Source organism: Cetobacterium sp. 2G large, from assembly GCF_014250655.1.
GTDB lineage: Bacteria > Fusobacteriota > Fusobacteriia > Fusobacteriales > Fusobacteriaceae > Cetobacterium_A > Cetobacterium_A somerae.
In genome coordinates this window covers 319,493-336,133 of record NZ_JACHTH010000005.1, presented here as the reverse complement: position 1 = coordinate 336,133, position 16,641 = coordinate 319,493, and the positions used below count along the sequence as shown (strand labels likewise).

12 protein-coding genes are annotated in these 16,641 nt (G+C 29.0%); 2 read left to right on the top strand and 10 right to left on the bottom strand.

What is annotated here, in order from left to right; translation table 11 throughout:
• Window positions 1-59: 59 nt before the first annotated feature.
• A complete protein-coding gene (locus H5J23_RS04430) occupies window positions 60-2,192 on the bottom strand; it encodes a heavy metal translocating P-type ATPase (RefSeq protein WP_040405970.1) in 2,133 nt (710 codons plus the stop codon).
• Window positions 2,193-2,333: 141 nt separating this feature from the next.
• Here H5J23_RS04430 and H5J23_RS04425 point away from each other — a divergent pair, with 141 nt between their 5' ends.
• Window positions 2,334-3,536 (top strand): SAM-dependent methyltransferase, encoded by a 1,203-nt coding sequence (locus tag H5J23_RS04425; RefSeq protein ID WP_185891105.1) that lies wholly within the window; start codon window positions 2,334-2,336, stop codon window positions 3,534-3,536.
• Window positions 3,537-3,556: 20 nt separating this feature from the next.
• Window positions 3,557-3,880 carry a hypothetical protein gene (locus H5J23_RS04420; RefSeq protein ID WP_040405967.1) on the top strand — a complete coding sequence of 108 codons (324 nt, stop codon included), beginning with the start codon at window positions 3,557-3,559 and terminating at the stop codon, window positions 3,878-3,880.
• A 35-nt stretch (window positions 3,881-3,915) separates the two neighbouring features.
• Here H5J23_RS04420 and H5J23_RS04415 read toward each other — a convergent pair whose 3' ends face one another.
• From H5J23_RS04415 to uvrA, 9 genes are all read right to left on the bottom strand, one after another.
• Window positions 3,916-5,085, bottom strand: coding sequence for a putative manganese transporter (locus tag H5J23_RS04415; RefSeq protein WP_185891103.1), 1,170 nt, complete (start codon window positions 5,083-5,085; stop codon window positions 3,916-3,918).
• A gap of 105 nt (window positions 5,086-5,190) precedes the next feature.
• Window positions 5,191-6,903, bottom strand: a complete 1,713-nt coding sequence (gene argS / locus H5J23_RS04410) for an arginine--tRNA ligase (protein WP_185891102.1) — start codon at window positions 6,901-6,903, stop codon at window positions 5,191-5,193.
• 324 nt (window positions 6,904-7,227) lie between these two features.
• A complete protein-coding gene (gene aspS / locus H5J23_RS04405) occupies window positions 7,228-9,012 on the bottom strand; it encodes an aspartate--tRNA ligase (protein WP_023051571.1) in 1,785 nt (594 codons plus the stop codon).
• A gap of 16 nt (window positions 9,013-9,028) precedes the next feature.
• Window positions 9,029-10,270, bottom strand: a complete 1,242-nt coding sequence (hisS, locus tag H5J23_RS04400) for a histidine--tRNA ligase (RefSeq protein ID WP_185891100.1) — start codon at window positions 10,268-10,270, stop codon at window positions 9,029-9,031.
• A gap of 13 nt (window positions 10,271-10,283) precedes the next feature.
• The gene (locus tag H5J23_RS04395; RefSeq protein WP_185891099.1) at window positions 10,284-11,513 is read right to left on the bottom strand and encodes a replication-associated recombination protein A; all 1,230 of its coding nucleotides are present in this window, start codon (window positions 11,511-11,513) and stop codon (window positions 10,284-10,286) included.
• A gap of 69 nt (window positions 11,514-11,582) precedes the next feature.
• Window positions 11,583-11,807 (bottom strand): preprotein translocase subunit SecG, encoded by a 225-nt coding sequence (gene secG, locus H5J23_RS04390; RefSeq protein WP_023051568.1) that lies wholly within the window; start codon window positions 11,805-11,807, stop codon window positions 11,583-11,585.
• A 77-nt stretch (window positions 11,808-11,884) separates the two neighbouring features.
• Entirely contained in the window at window positions 11,885-13,189 is a 1,305-nt protein-coding gene (locus H5J23_RS04385) for a PhoH family protein (RefSeq protein ID WP_185891098.1), read from the bottom strand.
• Window positions 13,190-13,193: 4 nt separating this feature from the next.
• A complete protein-coding gene (gene ruvA, locus H5J23_RS04380) occupies window positions 13,194-13,793 on the bottom strand; it encodes a Holliday junction branch migration protein RuvA (RefSeq protein WP_023051566.1) in 600 nt (199 codons plus the stop codon).
• 4 nt (window positions 13,794-13,797) lie between these two features.
• Window positions 13,798-16,638, bottom strand: a complete 2,841-nt coding sequence (gene uvrA / locus H5J23_RS04375; RefSeq protein ID WP_023051565.1) for an excinuclease ABC subunit UvrA — start codon at window positions 16,636-16,638, stop codon at window positions 13,798-13,800.
• Window positions 16,639-16,641 lie beyond the last annotated feature (3 nt).

Below are 16,641 nucleotides of genomic sequence, written 5' to 3'. Positions count from 1 at the left end.
TTTTTTATATATTATAACACAAAAAATAAAAGAGAGTATACGAACTCTCTTTATATTCTTTAATTTTTTTTACTTAAAATTTTAGATGCATTTAAAACAGCTAATACCGATACTCCTACATCTGCAAAAATAGCTAACCATAGATTTGCAATTCCTAAAACTCCTAAAATCATAACTACTATTTTTACTCCTAAAGCAAACCCTACATTTTCTAATACAACTTGATTATTTCTTTGTCCCAAATGTAAAGCCTCTATTATTTTATAAGGATCATCATTCATTAAAACTATATCTGAACTTTCTATTGCAATATCACTTCCCAATTTCCCCATAGAAATTCCGATATCAGCCATAGCTAATACTGGAGCATCGTTTATTCCATCTCCCACGAATATAGTTCCTTTTTTACTTTTACTTTTTATCTCTTCTAACTTACTAACTTTATCTTGCGGAAGAAGATTTGTACATACTTTGTCTTCATCTATTCCTAAAATATCTCCAATATGTTTACCTGTTTTTTTATTATCTCCAGTTAACATATACACATCAATACCCTGTGATTTTAACTCATCTATTGTCTTTCTTGAGTTTTCTTTTATCTCATCTTCTACAAAAATTCTTCCAATAAATTCAGAATCTACAGCAACATAAACTACTGTTCCAAAAGCTTCTGGTAATTCAACATTGATATTATGACTTTCTAAGAATTTTCTACTTCCTACTAAAATCTCTTTTCCAGAATAAAGAGCATTTACCCCATATCCAGCTTTTTCATTGTGTCCTTGTATATCCCATTCTGAAATTTCAACATCTCCATAATTTAATATAGCTTTTCCTATAGGATGGTTTGAATAAAATTCACCTGCCTTAGCATATTCCATTAGACGTTTTTCTGATCCCTTTATAACCTCAACCTTTGTTACTTTGAAACTTCCCTTTGTTAAAGTACCTGTTTTATCAAATACAACTGTATCTATATTTTTTAATCTTTCTAAATAATTTCCACCTTTTATCAATATTCCATCTTTTGATCCTTTTCCAATAGAACTAAAGAATGTTAAAGGTACTGATAAAACTAATGCACATGGACAAGAGATTACTAAAAATATAAGTGCTCTACTAAACCATAATTTAAAGTTACCATCGTAAAATAATGGAACTCCAAATCCTATTAAAATAGCCATAAAAACAACTAATGGTGTGTAATATCTTGCAAATTTTGTTATAAATTTTTCAGCATGTGCTTTTTTACTTCCAGCACTTTGAACCATGTCTATTATTCTACTAACAGTAGATTGAGAATATATTTTTGTTGTTTTTACTTCAATAGTACCATTTATATTTATAGATCCACTTAATATTTCACTTCCTACTTCACCTATAACTGGCACTGACTCTCCCGTTAAAGCTGATTTATCTAATGTTGTTGTTCCTGATACAATAACTCCATCTAAAGGAACTCTTTCTCCAGGTTTTATAATTAATATGTCTCCTACTTTTACTTTTGAAGGATTCATCATTTCTATAATCCCATTTTTATCTTTTACATTTGCAAACTCTGGTTTTATACTCATTAATTTTTCTATAGATTTTTTTGAATTATTAACTGCCATATCTTGAAAGAATTCACCTATTTTATAGAAAATCATAACACCTGCAGCTTCTCCAAAGTCACCTAAAGCTAAAGCTCCAACTGTAGCTATACTCATTAAAAAATTCTCATCTAAAAATTTTCCTCTTTTTAAGTTTTTTAAAGCATTTAACAATATATCATATCCCGATAGTCCATATGCTATAATCAAAATTATATCTTTTTGTAAACTCTTTGGTAATGTTAATCCAACAACAAAAAGAGTAATTCCAATTGTTAGAATAATTAAATCTAATTTTGAAATTAATTCGTTGCCATGAGAATGATTATGTTCGTGAGTATCCTCATCTTCACTCAATTTACTATCATCATTTTTTACTTTTTTAAAATATGTTCCTGGTTCTACTTTATCTGCAATTTTATTTAATTTTTCAATAAGTTCATCCTCATTTACCTCTTCTTTTAGTATAAACTTCAATTTTTTTGTATAAAAATCAACATTAACACCTTCTAATTCAGCTAATTTATCCAATTCATATTGAATTTTTGATGCACAACCTCCACAGTGGAGATTTTCAATCTCATACTCTTTTTTCATCATTTCATCTCCTTATACCGATATACCTATACCCCCTATATCTATGATTCTAAAATACCATAATTTGACATTTTTGTCAAAAATTTTTTGAATATTTTTCTCTTACAGAGTATAATATAGATTATTGAAAATAAGGAGTTTAATATGAAATACCTAAAAAATGATATTTTAAATATTTTTAAAGATAGTATTAATGATAATAATTTTATAAAAGGAATTTTTTCAAATCCTACAAAAGAAAGTTCTTATAAAAAAATAAATTTAAAACCTGTTCAAATAAAAGAAGATTTTTTTATACAGTTCGAAAGTTTTGCAAATAATAAGGCTTTTCATAAAAATGAACCTTTAGCTGATAGCTTTAACATTTTGAATGAAATTATTGATACATTTAAACAAATTTTAATAGTTACATCTAATCAAGAGATTCAAGTTTTACAAAATAAAAAAGGTTTTTCTATAAAAAGAAAAAATACTGAAAGTAAAATATTAGAACTTTCACACAATAAACAAAAAAATTATATTTTACAAGATAACACACCTATCCCATTTTTAATTAGACTTGGAGTTATGTCTGAAGCCGGAAAAGTTAGTAAAGAAAAATTTAATAAATTTAGACAAATAAACAGATATTTAGAATTTATTGAAGATACACTAAAAGAGTTACAAGAAAAAAAACTTATTGGTAATTCAATGAAAATAATTGATTTTGGATGTGGTAAATCATACTTAACTTTTGCTTTGTATCATTATTTAAAAAATATTAAAAATTTAAATATTGATGTTATCGGTTTAGATTTAAAAGAGGATGTTATTAACCATTGTAATATCATTGCTAAAGATTTAAACTTTAATAATTTACAGTTCTTAAAAGGAGATATTAAAGATTTTGATATTTTTAAAGATGTTGACTTAATATTCTCACTACATGCTTGTAATAATGCTACTGACTACTCTATTCTTAAAGGATTAGAATTAGGTGCTAAAGCTATTTTAGCTGTACCTTGCTGCCAGTCAGAAATAAATCAAAAAATAGATAAATCCCCAACAACAGAATTAAAAGGAGTTCTATCGCCTTTTGGGAATCATGGTATTTTACAAGAACGATTTAGTTCTTTAGCCACAGATGCTCTAAGAGCTCTTTCTTTAGAACTTTGTGGTTATAATACAAAAGTTATGGAATTCATAGATATGGAACATACTCCTAAAAATATTCTAATCAAGGCTATTTTGGGTTCTCCTTCAGAAGAGAAACTAGAAGAAAAAAGAAAAGAATATGATAGATACTTACAATTTTTAGGTGTTAATCCGCTTTTAGATAGTTTACTTAAAAATTATTTTAAAAAATAATATATCAGGAGATGATTTTTATGAACAAATTACTACAAGACAAAATTTTTAGAGAACTTCTAAAGTTTCATTCTCAAGGAGATATCTTTGAAGAAAAAGAGATTATAACTCTTGGATGTATGGCTAATGGAAGCACAAAAGAACTACAAAAAAAAATCTTAACAACAATTGACTTACAGAATCTTTTACAAGACTATTCTTTAAATGAAATAAATGAAAACGCCTCTATCTTAGCAGATAAAGATCTTATAAAAATTAATCGAGTAACTACTACTACAAATAAAAATTATTTAGAACTTCTAGAACCTTTAGTTTCATTAGAAGATTTTTTAGATGAAATTTAAACTAATAAAGCAGATGGTCTATAACCATCTGCTTTTTAAGTTTCTAATAAATATAAAAAACCTCCAATTAATAAAGCTGGAATTACATTATATAAGGTAACTAGTAAAGCTGACTTTTTACTTAACGCTAACAATGGAAATAATGCATCTCCATCATTACAAATTGCATTAGCTACCAACGCTGAAAATGGAATTCCACCTGATATATAGATAGCAGCTAATAATATTTGAGGTCCACAACCTGGTATTAACCCGATAATGATTGCCCCGATTACTACTAAAAAACCCTTGTTTTCTAAAAATAGTTTTAAGCCTTCAGCTCCACCTATATATCTCAATAATATCTCATACCCTAAAAATGCCACAAAAACCCAACTTACTAAAAATGCCACTTCTTCTGCTGTGTGTATTAAAGTTTCTTTTATTGATCCTAATTTACTTTCAGTTTTGTCAAAGTTACTGCCCTGTATTCCTTTTCTACTTAATAAAGTATATAAAATACATAAAATCGTTCCTATACTACCACTTATATTCATATACTCAATTATAAAATGATTTTCATGTGTATGAGCCTCTAATAAATGCTCCAAAGCAAAAGGAAAAGAGATTATTACCAAAAGCCAAAATATTTTGTACCATATATTATGAGTCATTAAGTATACATATTTAAAATCTGTTCTTCTATGTAAAACTTTATCAACTATATCTCCTTGTTTATGAGCTATATGTTTGTGATGTTTATGTCCACTCTCTTCATTTACATAGTCCTTCCCTTTTTCCATTTGCTTATTTTTATTTATAACTATATTTTCACCAATCTTAAAATAATCTATAAATAAACCACAAATTACTCCAGTTATTCCACTTATTATTAATACTTTAAAGTATGCAGTTATATCTCCCACAATTAAAATAAAGGCAGCATCTCCCATTGTTGTTATAAAAGCTGCAACTAAACTTCCAAAAGTTACTTTTCCTAAAATATACATTGGAACTACAACTATTGCCCCTCCACAACCTGGAACTAACCCTAATAATGCTGAAAAATAAACTTGATTTTTCCTATCTTTTTCTAATAGTTTTATTATTATTCCATTAAATTTGTAATCTATTAAACCAATTAATAATAAAGATATTGATACAAAAACACCAACTTTATAAAAAGCTTCTACAGTAACATTATAAAAAAGATAAATCCACTCCATTCTTTCACCTCGTATTACAAATTCTTACTATCTAATCTTGTTATACTTAGTTTTTCTCTTATTCTTTTTTATAAAAAAACCAGTGCTCTCACACTGGTTTTAGTTTTACATTCTCTCTAATGTATTTATTCCTAAAATATTCAATCCTTCTTTCAATACTGCTGCTGTTCTTTCAGCTAATAACAATCTTGAATATAAAATTTCATCCTCTTGATTTAATATTGGACATGCATTGTAGAAGCTATTGAATTTTTTTGATAATTCAAATAAATAATCAGCTATTAAATTTGGTCTACAACTATCAGCTGCTTTCAATATAACTCCTGGGAATTGTGTTAAATGATGAGCTAAAGTTCTTTCTGTTTTATCTACAAACTTTATTATAACATCCTCTTTAACATCTTTATTCTGCTCTTTTGCTCTTCTTAATATAGATTTAATTCTTGCATAAGAGTATTGTAAATATGGAGCCGTATTTCCTTCAAAGCTTAAAATTTTATCCCATTCAAAAATAACTGCTGTTTGTCTGTTTTGTGATAAATCAGCATACTTTATAGCTCCTGTTCCTACAACTTCTGCTATATTATCTTTTTCCTCTTCTGATAATTCTGGATTTTTCTCATTTACAATTTCATAAGCTCTTCTCTTACCTTCATCTAAAAGTTCCTCTAATCTAATTACATTTCCTTTTCTAGTAGAGAACACACCATCAGCAAATCTCATTATTCCAAACCAAACATGTTGCTTTTCAACATTCCATCCTAACATATCTGTAATTCTAAAAAATTGTCTAAAGTGATCTTGCTGTCTCTCATCTGTTACATATATTAATTTATTTACATTATAATTAGCTAATCTAAATTTAACAGTTGCTATATCTGAAGTTGCATATAAAAATGCTCCATCTTTCTTTTGAACAATACAAGGATGTAGTTTCTCTTCCTCTGGGAAAAATACAACTTTTGCTCCTTGATCTTCAACTGCTATTTTCTTATTTTCTAACTCTTCAACTACTCCTGGCATTAAATCATGATAAAAAGATTCACCATAATATGTATCAAAGTTTATTCCCATTCTATTATATAACTTTGCATATTCATCTAGAGAAACTTTTATAAACTCTTGCCATAATCTATAATTTTCCTTATCACCATCTTGAAGTTTTTTTAACTCTTCTCTAGCTTGATCTTCAAGTTCTGGATTTTCCTCACTTTGTCTTGTAAACTCAACATAAACTCTTTCTAATTCTTCAATAGCATTTTCTTTATAAGCCTCTTGATTAAGCCAGTTTCTGTATCCTATTATCAGTTTTCCAAATTGAGTTCCCCAATCTCCAATGTGATTGTCTGCCACAACATTATAACCTAAATACTTATACATTCTTTTAATCGAATCTCCGATTATAGTTGATCTTAAGTGACCAATATGCATTCTTTTTGCTATATTCGGCGAAGAGTAATCTATTATTACATCTCCTTCTATATTAAGTCCTTTAAATTCATAATCCTCTTTTGAAATCTTTTTAACTAAATCTCCTAAATATGAATCTTTTAAAAATATATTTAAAAATCCTGGTCCTGCAATCTCTATTTTATCAATTACACTATTTTCAACTATGTTATTTACAACATTCTCAGCAATAGCTCTTGGATTACCACCAATTATTTTAGAATTCATCATAGCAAAATTTGATTGAAAATCTCCAAATTTTTCATTTGTTGCTACAGTTATCTCTATTGGTTTTAAATCTTTATCTGGATAAAGATTATTTACTGTTTCTAATAAAATTATTTCTATTTGTTTTTCAATAGTTAACATTTATTCTCCTTTCATCGTGAAATAAAAAAAAAGGACTCGAAAGTCCTAAAAAGAATAACTCCAGTCTACCGCCTTCCTTACGGTTTTGGTCGCCATTTCTTATAAGTGGTAACCAGATATTATCTATACACAGGGTCCGTGAAACAAGGGTTTCCGTGACTTTTCTGAACTATAAATAACAGCGCCAATCCCAATAGCGACCTTAGGCCCAAAACCTCCAGATAATAGCGAGTAGACCAGAAATATTTATTCTTAAGACAATTATATCACTTCTATATTATTTTTTCAATTAAAAAATCCTTATGAATAGTATATTTTTTATAACTAAACTATTTCTGAATTATATGTTGAATCTAAATAAAGCTCTTCTAATTGCTTATCATCAACTTTACTTGGTGCTTCTGTCATTAAACATTGACCTTTATTTGTTTTAGGGAATGGGATTACATCTCTTATTGATTGCTCTTTTAACATTACCATTAACCATCTATCAATACCAAAAGCTAATCCTCCATGTGGTGGTGCTCCATATTTAAATGCATCCACAAAGAATCCAAACTTCTCTTGTGCTTCTTCTTTAGATAAACCTAACTTTTCAAATACTTTACTTTGAATTTCAGGATTAAATATTCTTATTGATCCTCCACCAATTTCAGATCCATTTAATACTAAGTCGTATGAGTTAGTTCTAACTTCATCCATTTCTCCATCTAAGAATAACTGCATATCTTCAGCTTTTATTGATGTGAATGGGTGATGTTGAGCCTTATATCTTTGCTCTTCTTCATCATATTCGAACATAGGGAAATCTACTACCCATAAGAATTTAAATTCATCATTATTAATCAATCCTAATTCTTTTCCTAACTTTAATCTTACAGCACCTAAAGCTCCATACACAACTTTTGCTCTATCTGCTACAATCATTATTACATCTCCAACTTTTGCTTCAGTTCTAGCTATGATTGCATTCATCTCTTCTTCAGTAAAGAACTTAGCTATTGGGGAATTAACTCCCTCTTCTGTTAACTTTATCCAAGCCATTCCTTTTGCACCAAAATATGTTTTTGCATAATCTTCATATTCAGTTAAAATTTTTCTTGAGAATTGCTCTGCAACTCCTGGAGCTACAACTGCTTTAACGATTCCACCAGCTTCTACTGCACTTTTAAATCCTTTGAATCCACAAGTTGCCATTATATCTGTTAAATCTTTTAATTCAACACCAAATCTTGTATCAGGTTTATCTGAACCAAATCTTTCCATAGCTTCTGCATAAGGCATTCTTGGGAATTCGTAATCAGCTGATTCTCCTGTTACATTTTTAAATACTCTTTTAGCTAATCCCTCTATCTCATTCATAATATCTTTTTGCTCTATGAAAGACATTTCGATATCTAACTGAGTAAACTCAGGTTGTCTATCAGCTCTTAAATCTTCATCTCTAAAACATTTAGCAATTTGGAAATATTTTTCTACTCCAGAAATCATTAATAATTGCTTAAATAATTGAGGTGATTGTGGTAAAGCATAGAAATCTCCTGGATTAATTCTACTTGGAACTAAGAAGTCTCTTGCTCCCTCTGGTGTTGACTTTGTTAAAATTGGAGTATCTACGTCTAGGAATCCTTTTTCATCCATATAGTTTCTTATTGACATAATCATTTTATGTCTCATTTTTAGATTTCTAGTCATTTGAGATCTTCTTAAATCTAAATATCTATATTTTAATCTTATATTTTCGCTTAAATTTTCATCTCCAGATATTTGGAATGGTAAAACATCACAGTTATTTAAAACTTCTAAATCTGTTACAAATACTTCAATATCACCAGTAGGAATATTCGCATTTTTGCTTTGTCTTTCTTTTACAACTCCTACAACCTTTATAACTGATTCATTTTTTAATTTTTGTGCTCTTTCTACAACTGAAACTTCTGCTACATCTGTATGGAAAACTATTTGTGTTTTTCCTTCTCTATCTCTTAAATCGATAAATGTTAATCCACCTAAGTCTCTTTTTGTATCAACCCATCCAGATAAAGTAACTGTTTCACCAATATTTGAAGCTCTTAATTCCCCTAAGTTATGAGTTCTATAATACGTCATCGCTTTTCTCCTTCTATTATTTTAATATATTTTTTATATTTTCTATACTTACTTCTTCTTGAGTTCTATTGATGAAATCTTTTAGCATAACAACACCTTTATTCATCTCATCCTCACCTATTATAATAACATTTTTTGCTCCAACTCTATCAGCTTTTTTCATATGAGCTTTCATTCCTTTTGAAGCATAATCTATTACAACAGATTTTCCAAAAAGTCTTAAATCATTAGCTAACTTAAATGCAGAATCCATAGTAGCTTCTCCCAACCAAGCTATATATACATCTAACTCTCTTTTTGGGAAATCCTCACCTAAAAGCATCATGATTCTTTCAACTCCTGCTGCAAATCCAAATGCAGGTATCTCTTTATCTCCAAGTTGCTTTAGAAGATTATCATATCTTCCTCCACCTAAAACAGTTCCTTGTGATCCTAATTTATTTGTCACAATCTCGTAAACTGTACTTGAATAATAATCCAATCCTCTAACTAGTCTTGGATCCTCTTTATACTTTACATTAAATAATGTTAAATATTTTTTCACTATTTCATAGTGTGCTTTTTCTTCTACTGATAAAGAGTCTGTTATAATTGGTGCATCAGCTGTTAACTCTTTACATTTATCTACTTTACAATCTAAAACTCTAAGTGGATTTTTCTCCATTCTCATTTTACAATCATCACAAAGCTCTTCTCTCATTGGTTCTAAAAAGTTTAAAAGAGTTTCTCTATATCTCTGTCTGCTTTCTTTTTCTCCTACAGAATTTATAGTTACTTCTAAATCAGTAACTCCGATTTTACTTAAAAAAGAATATCCCATTGCAATTACTTCTGCATCTAAAATCGGTGAGCTTTCACCTAAAACTTCTACACCTATTTGATTGAACTCTCTTTGTCTTCCTGCTTGAGGTCTTTCATATCTAAACATAGACCCTGCATAAAAATATCTTGAAACTTCCTCTTTCGCGTATATCTTATTTTCTAAATAGCATCTTACAACAGCTGCTGTTCCTTCTGGTCTTAAAGTGATACTTCTTTCTCCTCTATCTTGAAAAGTATACATCTCTTTTTCAACGATATCTGTTCCCTCTCCTACTCCTCTTTTAAAAAGATCTGTTTCTTCAAATATAGGAGTTTTTATCATTGAGTACCCATAATTCCCAAAAAACTCTTGAGCTGTCCTCGTTATATAGTCATACTTTATTCCTTCATCTCCAAATATATCTTTAGTTCCTCTAACCGCTTTAATTAGCTTCATTTTATCACCTCAATTATTTTAATTTCCATAATTTATCTAATTTTTCTTCAATTAGTTTTTCATTTCTGTTATTTCCTGGAATATAGTATTTTTTTCTATTTGCTCTATATTTTTGCTCCACAAAATTATTTTCATAATTATGAGGATATTTATATCCTATCGCTCCAGTCCCTATATGTATTGGAACCGGTTCTAAGTCTCCATCCTCTATATCTTTTAAAGCTTTATCTATTGCCATATAGCTTGAATTGCTTTTTGTTGATATTGCTAAATAAATAACTGCCTGAGATAAAATTATCCTTATTTCCGGCATTCCTATTTTTTCACTTGCATTCATAGCACTATTTGCTATTAACATAGCTTCTGGATTAGCCATACCAATGTCTTCACTTGCATGGATAAATATTCTTCTTGCTATATATCGTGGATCTTCTCCACCATGAAGAAGCCTTGCTAACCAATATACTGCTGAGTCTGGATCGCTTCCTCTTATACTTTTTATCATAGCTGAAATTATATTATATTTATCCTCTTCCTTATGATAAGAGGCTTTTCTTTCTCTGAAAATATCTATTATCTCTTCTTTAGAGTATCCCATACAACTATTTTTATATAATTCTAAGTAATTTAAAGCTACTCTACTATCTCCTTGAGAAATATCTAAAATAACATCTCTTACTTCTTCGGGAAGTTGTAAATTTAATAAATTTTCACCTTTTATTAAAATCTCTCTTATATTATCTCTTGTTAAAGGTTTAAATTCAAAGATTAAACACCTTGATAATAGTGCATTGTTTAGACTATGATAAGGATTTTCAGTAGTAGCTCCAACTAAAATTAATATTCCTGACTCTGTATAAGACAATAACGCATCTTGTTGAGTTTTATTAAATCTATGAATTTCATCTAAAAATAAAATTGTTCTTTTCCCATATAACTCTAAATTTCTTTTAGCTTTTTCTACAATCTCTCTTAAATCATTTAAACTTGCTACTGTTGCATTTAAAGTCTCAAAATTATAGTTTAACTCTTTAGATATTATTTCACCCAATGAACTTTTTCCAGAGCCTGATGGTCCATATAAAATCATATTAGATAAAGATTTACCCTCTATTATTTTTCTAAGAACACCATTTTTTCCTAGAAGTTTTTCTTGCCCTTTAAAATCTACAAACTTCTGAGGCCTTAAACGAGTAGATAGAGGTTTTGCATCTTCAAAATTTCCACCAAATATACTTTGCATTTAATCACAACCTATTTTTTAAAATAAAAAAGCGTATTGTGTACCCCAACACGCCTTTAACTCTTTTAACTATTTTACTAGATACAGAAGAAGTGCTGAAAGTATGAATAAAAATGCTACTACTTCAGTTGCTCTGGCTAGTGGTCCTCCGTCTTTTGAAACTCCAAATACTGTATTTGAACCTCCCATTCCCATGCTACCTGACATACCATGGCTTCTATCTGGTTGAACAAGAACTAATATTATTAAAGCTACAGCAAAAATAAATAAAAACAATGTTAAAAGTGTCTCCATAACTTTACTCCTCCCAAATTTCGTCTTTTATCTTATACATTATTATAATATATATATTGATAAAATAAAAGAAAAAATTATAGAAGTTTTGCTGCTAACTCAGCTAATGCTGAACGTTCACCTTTTTTCAAAGTAACATGTCCTACTATACTTTCATTTTTTAATTTTTCTGATAGATATGTAAGCCCATTTGTGTCTGAATCTAAATATGGACTATCTATTTGATCTGGGTCTCCTGTTAACACTATCTTTGTATTTTCTCCTGCTCTTGTTATTATGGTTTTTACTTCGAGAGGAGTTAAGTTTTGTGCTTCATCTATTATTATATATCCATTAGGAATACTTCTTCCTCTTATATAAGTAAGAGCTTCTATTTTTAAAAGCCCCATAGTTTGAAGCCCTAAAATTACTTTCTCTCCAGTTTTTTCACCTTTTTCCCCAGCTAAATAATCTATATTATCATATATGGGTTGCATCCATGGTCTTAATTTCTCTTCTTCACTTCCAGGAAGATACCCTAAATCTTTTCCCATTGGAATTATTGGACGAGCTATAAGTAATCTTTTATATTTCCCTCTTTCAACAACTTGTTCTAATCCTGCTGCTATTGCCAATAAAGTTTTTCCAGTTCCAGCTCTTCCTACTAATGTTACAACTTTTATATTTTCATCCATTAAAAGTTCCATTGCATATTCTTGCTCATCATTTCTTGCCCTTGCACCCCAAGCTGATATTTGTCCTTCTAAATTTCTTCTAATTTTTCCACCTATATATCTTCCAAAAGTTTTTTCTTCTCCACATTTAAATTTAATAAACATATTTTCTGTAAAATGATACTCTTTTCCTAACTCCCAAACATTTATTTTTCCAGCTTTATCAAATTTGTTATAAATATCTCTTGAAACTTCAATCTCTTCATAACCATCATATAACGTCGTATAATCCGTTCTATCTGTTTCATAATCTTGAACTTCTAATCCTAAAGAATCTGCCTTAATTCTCATATTTATATCTTTAGTTATTAAAATTACTTTCATATCTGGATTTTTATTTTTAATTCCGAGAGTTGTTGCAATTATCATATTATCCATTGAGTCTTTTTTTAATACTGGTGGTAATAAATTTAAATCACTTTCTATCTCTACCCTGAAAAAAATCTTTTTCTCTAGCTCTACCCCTTTTGCAATACACCCTTTTTTTCTTATGGTATCAAGCTCTCTAGCTGCTAAACGAGCCTGTATTGCTGTCGTACTATTTCTCTTTAAATTATCTATCTCCTCTATTACATATATAGGAACAACAACTTCATTATCTTCAAAACTATAAATACTACGATGGTCATGTATTAAAACATTAGTGTCTAGAACATAGATTTTCCTCATAAAATCATCCCCTTAATTGAATTTTTTTTAAAACTCCCTTAATTGCCTCTTCCAAAGTAGAATAACTATTTAACTCATCTTTACTTATCATAGAATCTATTTCCTTTTTACTATATCCTAAAGAATCTAATGCCATATATAACTCTTCTTCAATCGCATTATTTAACATATCTCCTGATGGATCTTCCATAGACATTAAATTTAATGTTTTAATCTTATTATTTAAATCTATAATTATTTGCTTTGATTTTTTTTCTCCTAATTTTGGAACTCTTTTTAACGTCTTAAAATCTTCTGTTAAAACAATCTCTCTAATATTGTCTATTGAAAATGTTGACATTATAGAAAGGGCTAGTGATAATCCTATTCCACTTATTCCTATTAACATCTCAAAAAGAACTCTTTCTCTCTCCTGTAAAAACCCTACTAGTTTAAATGCATCTTCTTTTATTACATTATATATATATAGCTCTTTTTTCTCTCCCACCTGTACTTGATCATAAGTTTTTAAAGTTATGTAAACTCTATACCCTACCCCATTTACATCCACTGCTAAATATTCTGGTTTTTTTATTTTTATTACTCCATTTAAATATTCAAACATTATTTTATCTCTCTCCTTTTAATGCTTTTTTTAAGTATTTACTTGTATAACCTTTTTTAGAAGAAGCTATTTTTTCTGGAGTTCCTGTTAAAATAACTTTTCCTCCACCATCTCCACCTTCAGGTCCTATATCGATTATGTAATCAGCATTTTTTATTACATCTAAATTATGTTCTATAATTATAACTGTATTTCCTTTTTCCACTAATCTATTAATTACTTCTAAAAGTTTTCTTATATCTTCAAAATGTAATCCTGTTGTTGGCTCATCTAAAATATATACAGTTTTTCCTTTTGATACTTTAGATAATTCACTTGCTAATTTTATTCTTTGAGCTTCTCCTCCAGATAGCGTTGTAGCAGGTTGACCTAATTTTATATAATCTAACCCTACATCTACTAATACCTTTAGTTTTCTTTCTAATGTTGGTATTGTTTTGAAGAAATCATAGGCTTCTCCCACGCTCATGTCCAATACATCTGAAATATTTTTTCCTTTGTAGTAAACTTCCAGTGTTTCCCTATTATATCTTTTTCCTCTACATACCTCACATTCAACATAAACATCAGGTAAAAAATTCATTTCAATTTTGATTATTCCAGCACCCTGACATGCTTCACATCGTCCTCCTTTTACATTAAAAGAAAAACGACCTTTTGAGTATCCCTTAGCTTTTGCATCTTTTGTTTGAGAGAAAATATCTCTAATATCATCAAATACTTTTGTATATGTAGCTGGATTTGATCTTGGAGTTCTTCCAATAGGACTTTGATCTATATCTATAACTTTATCTAAACTTTCTAATCCTTCAATAGAAGAATATTCTAATGGATAAAGCTTACCTTTATTTAATTTATTAAATAAAATTGGATAAAGAGTTTGATTTATTAGTGTTGATTTTCCACTTCCACTTACTCCTGTTACAACAGTTAAAACACCTAAAGGTATATCTACATCTACATTCTTTAAATTATTCCCCTTTGCTCCTTTTAAAGTTATATACCCTTTGGGCTCTCTTCTCTTTTCTGGTACCGTTATACCTATTTCACCTTTTAAATATCTCCCTGTCATTGAAGTCTCATTATCCATAACTTCTTGTGGTGTTCCTGCAGCTACAATTTCACCACCAAACACTCCTGCTCCCGGTCCCATATCTAAAATATAATCAGCTTGATGCATTGTATCTTCATCGTGTTCAACAACAATAAGTGTATTTCCTAACTCTTTCAATCTATTTAAAGTAGCTAAAAGTTTATCATTATCTCTTTGATGTAATCCAATACTTGGTTCATCTAAAACATACAATACACCTGTTAGCCCTGACCCAATTTGAGTTGCCAATCTAATCCTTTGAGACTCTCCTCCAGATAATGTTTTTGTCTCTCTAGCTAAACTCAAATAATCTAATCCCACATTTATCATAAACGATATTCTTTCTTTTATCTCTTTTAAGATCTCTGCTGCTATTTGTTTCTCTTTTTCTGTTAACTTTATATTTTCAAAAAAATTTAGAGCATCTTTTATACTTAGTTCTGTTATCTCAATTATATTTTTATTATAAACAGTTACAGCTAAAACTTCTGGCTTTAATCTTTTTCCATGACATACCTTACATATTCTTTCTATCATAAATCTATTTTCTATCTCTTCTCTAGAGCTCTCTGAAAACGATTCATTATATCTTCTTTCTAAATTCTTTACAATTCCTTCAAAATCCTTTTCTCCATGAAAACTAAACTCTTTTGATGTATAGTCCACTCTAAATTTCTCTCCATCAGTTCCATAAAAAATTATATCCATCTCTTTTTTAGTTAAATCTTTTACTGGTTTATCTAAATCAATTTTATATTTTTTCGCCATAGATTCAAATATTGTCCATGTATAACCCTTTTTAGCTGATGCTGCTCCTGGAACATATAATCCACCTTTTAATATTGATAAGTTTTCATCCTCTATTAGTCTACTTTCATCAATTTCTAATTTTTTCCCTATTCCTTTGCATTCAGGACAAGCTCCAAAAGGAGCATTAAAAGAGAATAGTCTCGGGTTTAAATCTGGAATACTTACATTTTCATGATCTGGACATGAAAAATTTTCACTATATAATTGTTCTCCATCTCCCCAGTTTATTATTATTTTTCCTTCAGATAGTTCTATACCTTGCTCTATACTTTGAGTTAATCTTGATTTAAACTCCTCATCTTCCTTATCTACAACAATTCTATCTACAACAACTTCAATATTATGCTTTTTGTTTTTATCTAAGTTTATTTCCTCTTCAATATAAAGAATTTCACCATTAACTCTTGCTCTTACAAATCCCTTTTTTACAAGATTTAAAAATAGATTTTTGTGTGTTCCTTTTTTATCTTTGACAACAGGACTTAAAATCATTAGTCTGTCACCATTATTAAATTTTTCATATACATTTTCTACAATTTCATCAACACTTTGTCTCTCTACTAATTTTCCACATATTGGACAATGTGCTTTACCTATATGTGCAAATAATAATCTCATATAATCATATATCTCTGTTACTGTCCCTACTGTTGATCTTGGATTTTTATTTGTTGTTTTTTGTTCAATTGAAATAGCCGGTGCTAACCCTTCTATGCTATCTACCTCTGGCTTTTTCATTTGTCCAATGAATTGTCTTGCATAAGCCGATAAACTTTCTACATATCTTCTTTGTCCTTCTGAATAAATAGTATCAAATGCTAGCGATGATTTTCCACTTCCACTTACTCCTGTTACAACAACAAATTTATACTTTGGAATTTCTATATCAAAATTTTTAAGATTATGTTCTCTAGCACCTTTTATAATTATTTTGTCTAACATTTT

Excerpts from the sequence above, each read along its gene's own strand:
- H5J23_RS04430 (WP_040405970.1), bottom strand. The coding sequence starts at position 2,192 with ATGATGAAAAAAGAGTATGAGATTGAAAATCTCCACTGTGGAGGTTGT.
- H5J23_RS04425 (WP_185891105.1), top strand. The coding sequence starts at position 2,334 with ATGAAATACCTAAAAAATGATATTTTAAATATTTTTAAAGATAGTATT.
- H5J23_RS04420 (WP_040405967.1), top strand. The coding sequence starts at position 3,557 with ATGAACAAATTACTACAAGACAAAATTTTTAGAGAACTTCTAAAGTTT.
- H5J23_RS04415 (WP_185891103.1), bottom strand. The coding sequence starts at position 5,085 with ATGGAGTGGATTTATCTTTTTTATAATGTTACTGTAGAAGCTTTTTAT.
- argS (WP_185891102.1), bottom strand. The coding sequence starts at position 6,903 with ATGTTAACTATTGAAAAACAAATAGAAATAATTTTATTAGAAACAGTA.
- aspS (WP_023051571.1), bottom strand. The coding sequence starts at position 9,012 with ATGACGTATTATAGAACTCATAACTTAGGGGAATTAAGAGCTTCAAAT.
- hisS (WP_185891100.1), bottom strand. The coding sequence starts at position 10,270 with ATGAAGCTAATTAAAGCGGTTAGAGGAACTAAAGATATATTTGGAGAT.
- H5J23_RS04395 (WP_185891099.1), bottom strand. The coding sequence starts at position 11,513 with ATGCAAAGTATATTTGGTGGAAATTTTGAAGATGCAAAACCTCTATCT.
- secG (WP_023051568.1), bottom strand. The coding sequence starts at position 11,807 with ATGGAGACACTTTTAACATTGTTTTTATTTATTTTTGCTGTAGCTTTA.
- H5J23_RS04385 (WP_185891098.1), bottom strand. The coding sequence starts at position 13,189 with ATGAGGAAAATCTATGTTCTAGACACTAATGTTTTAATACATGACCAT.
- ruvA (WP_023051566.1), bottom strand. The coding sequence starts at position 13,793 with ATGTTTGAATATTTAAATGGAGTAATAAAAATAAAAAAACCAGAATAT.
- uvrA (WP_023051565.1), bottom strand. The coding sequence starts at position 16,638 with ATGTTAGACAAAATAATTATAAAAGGTGCTAGAGAACATAATCTTAAA.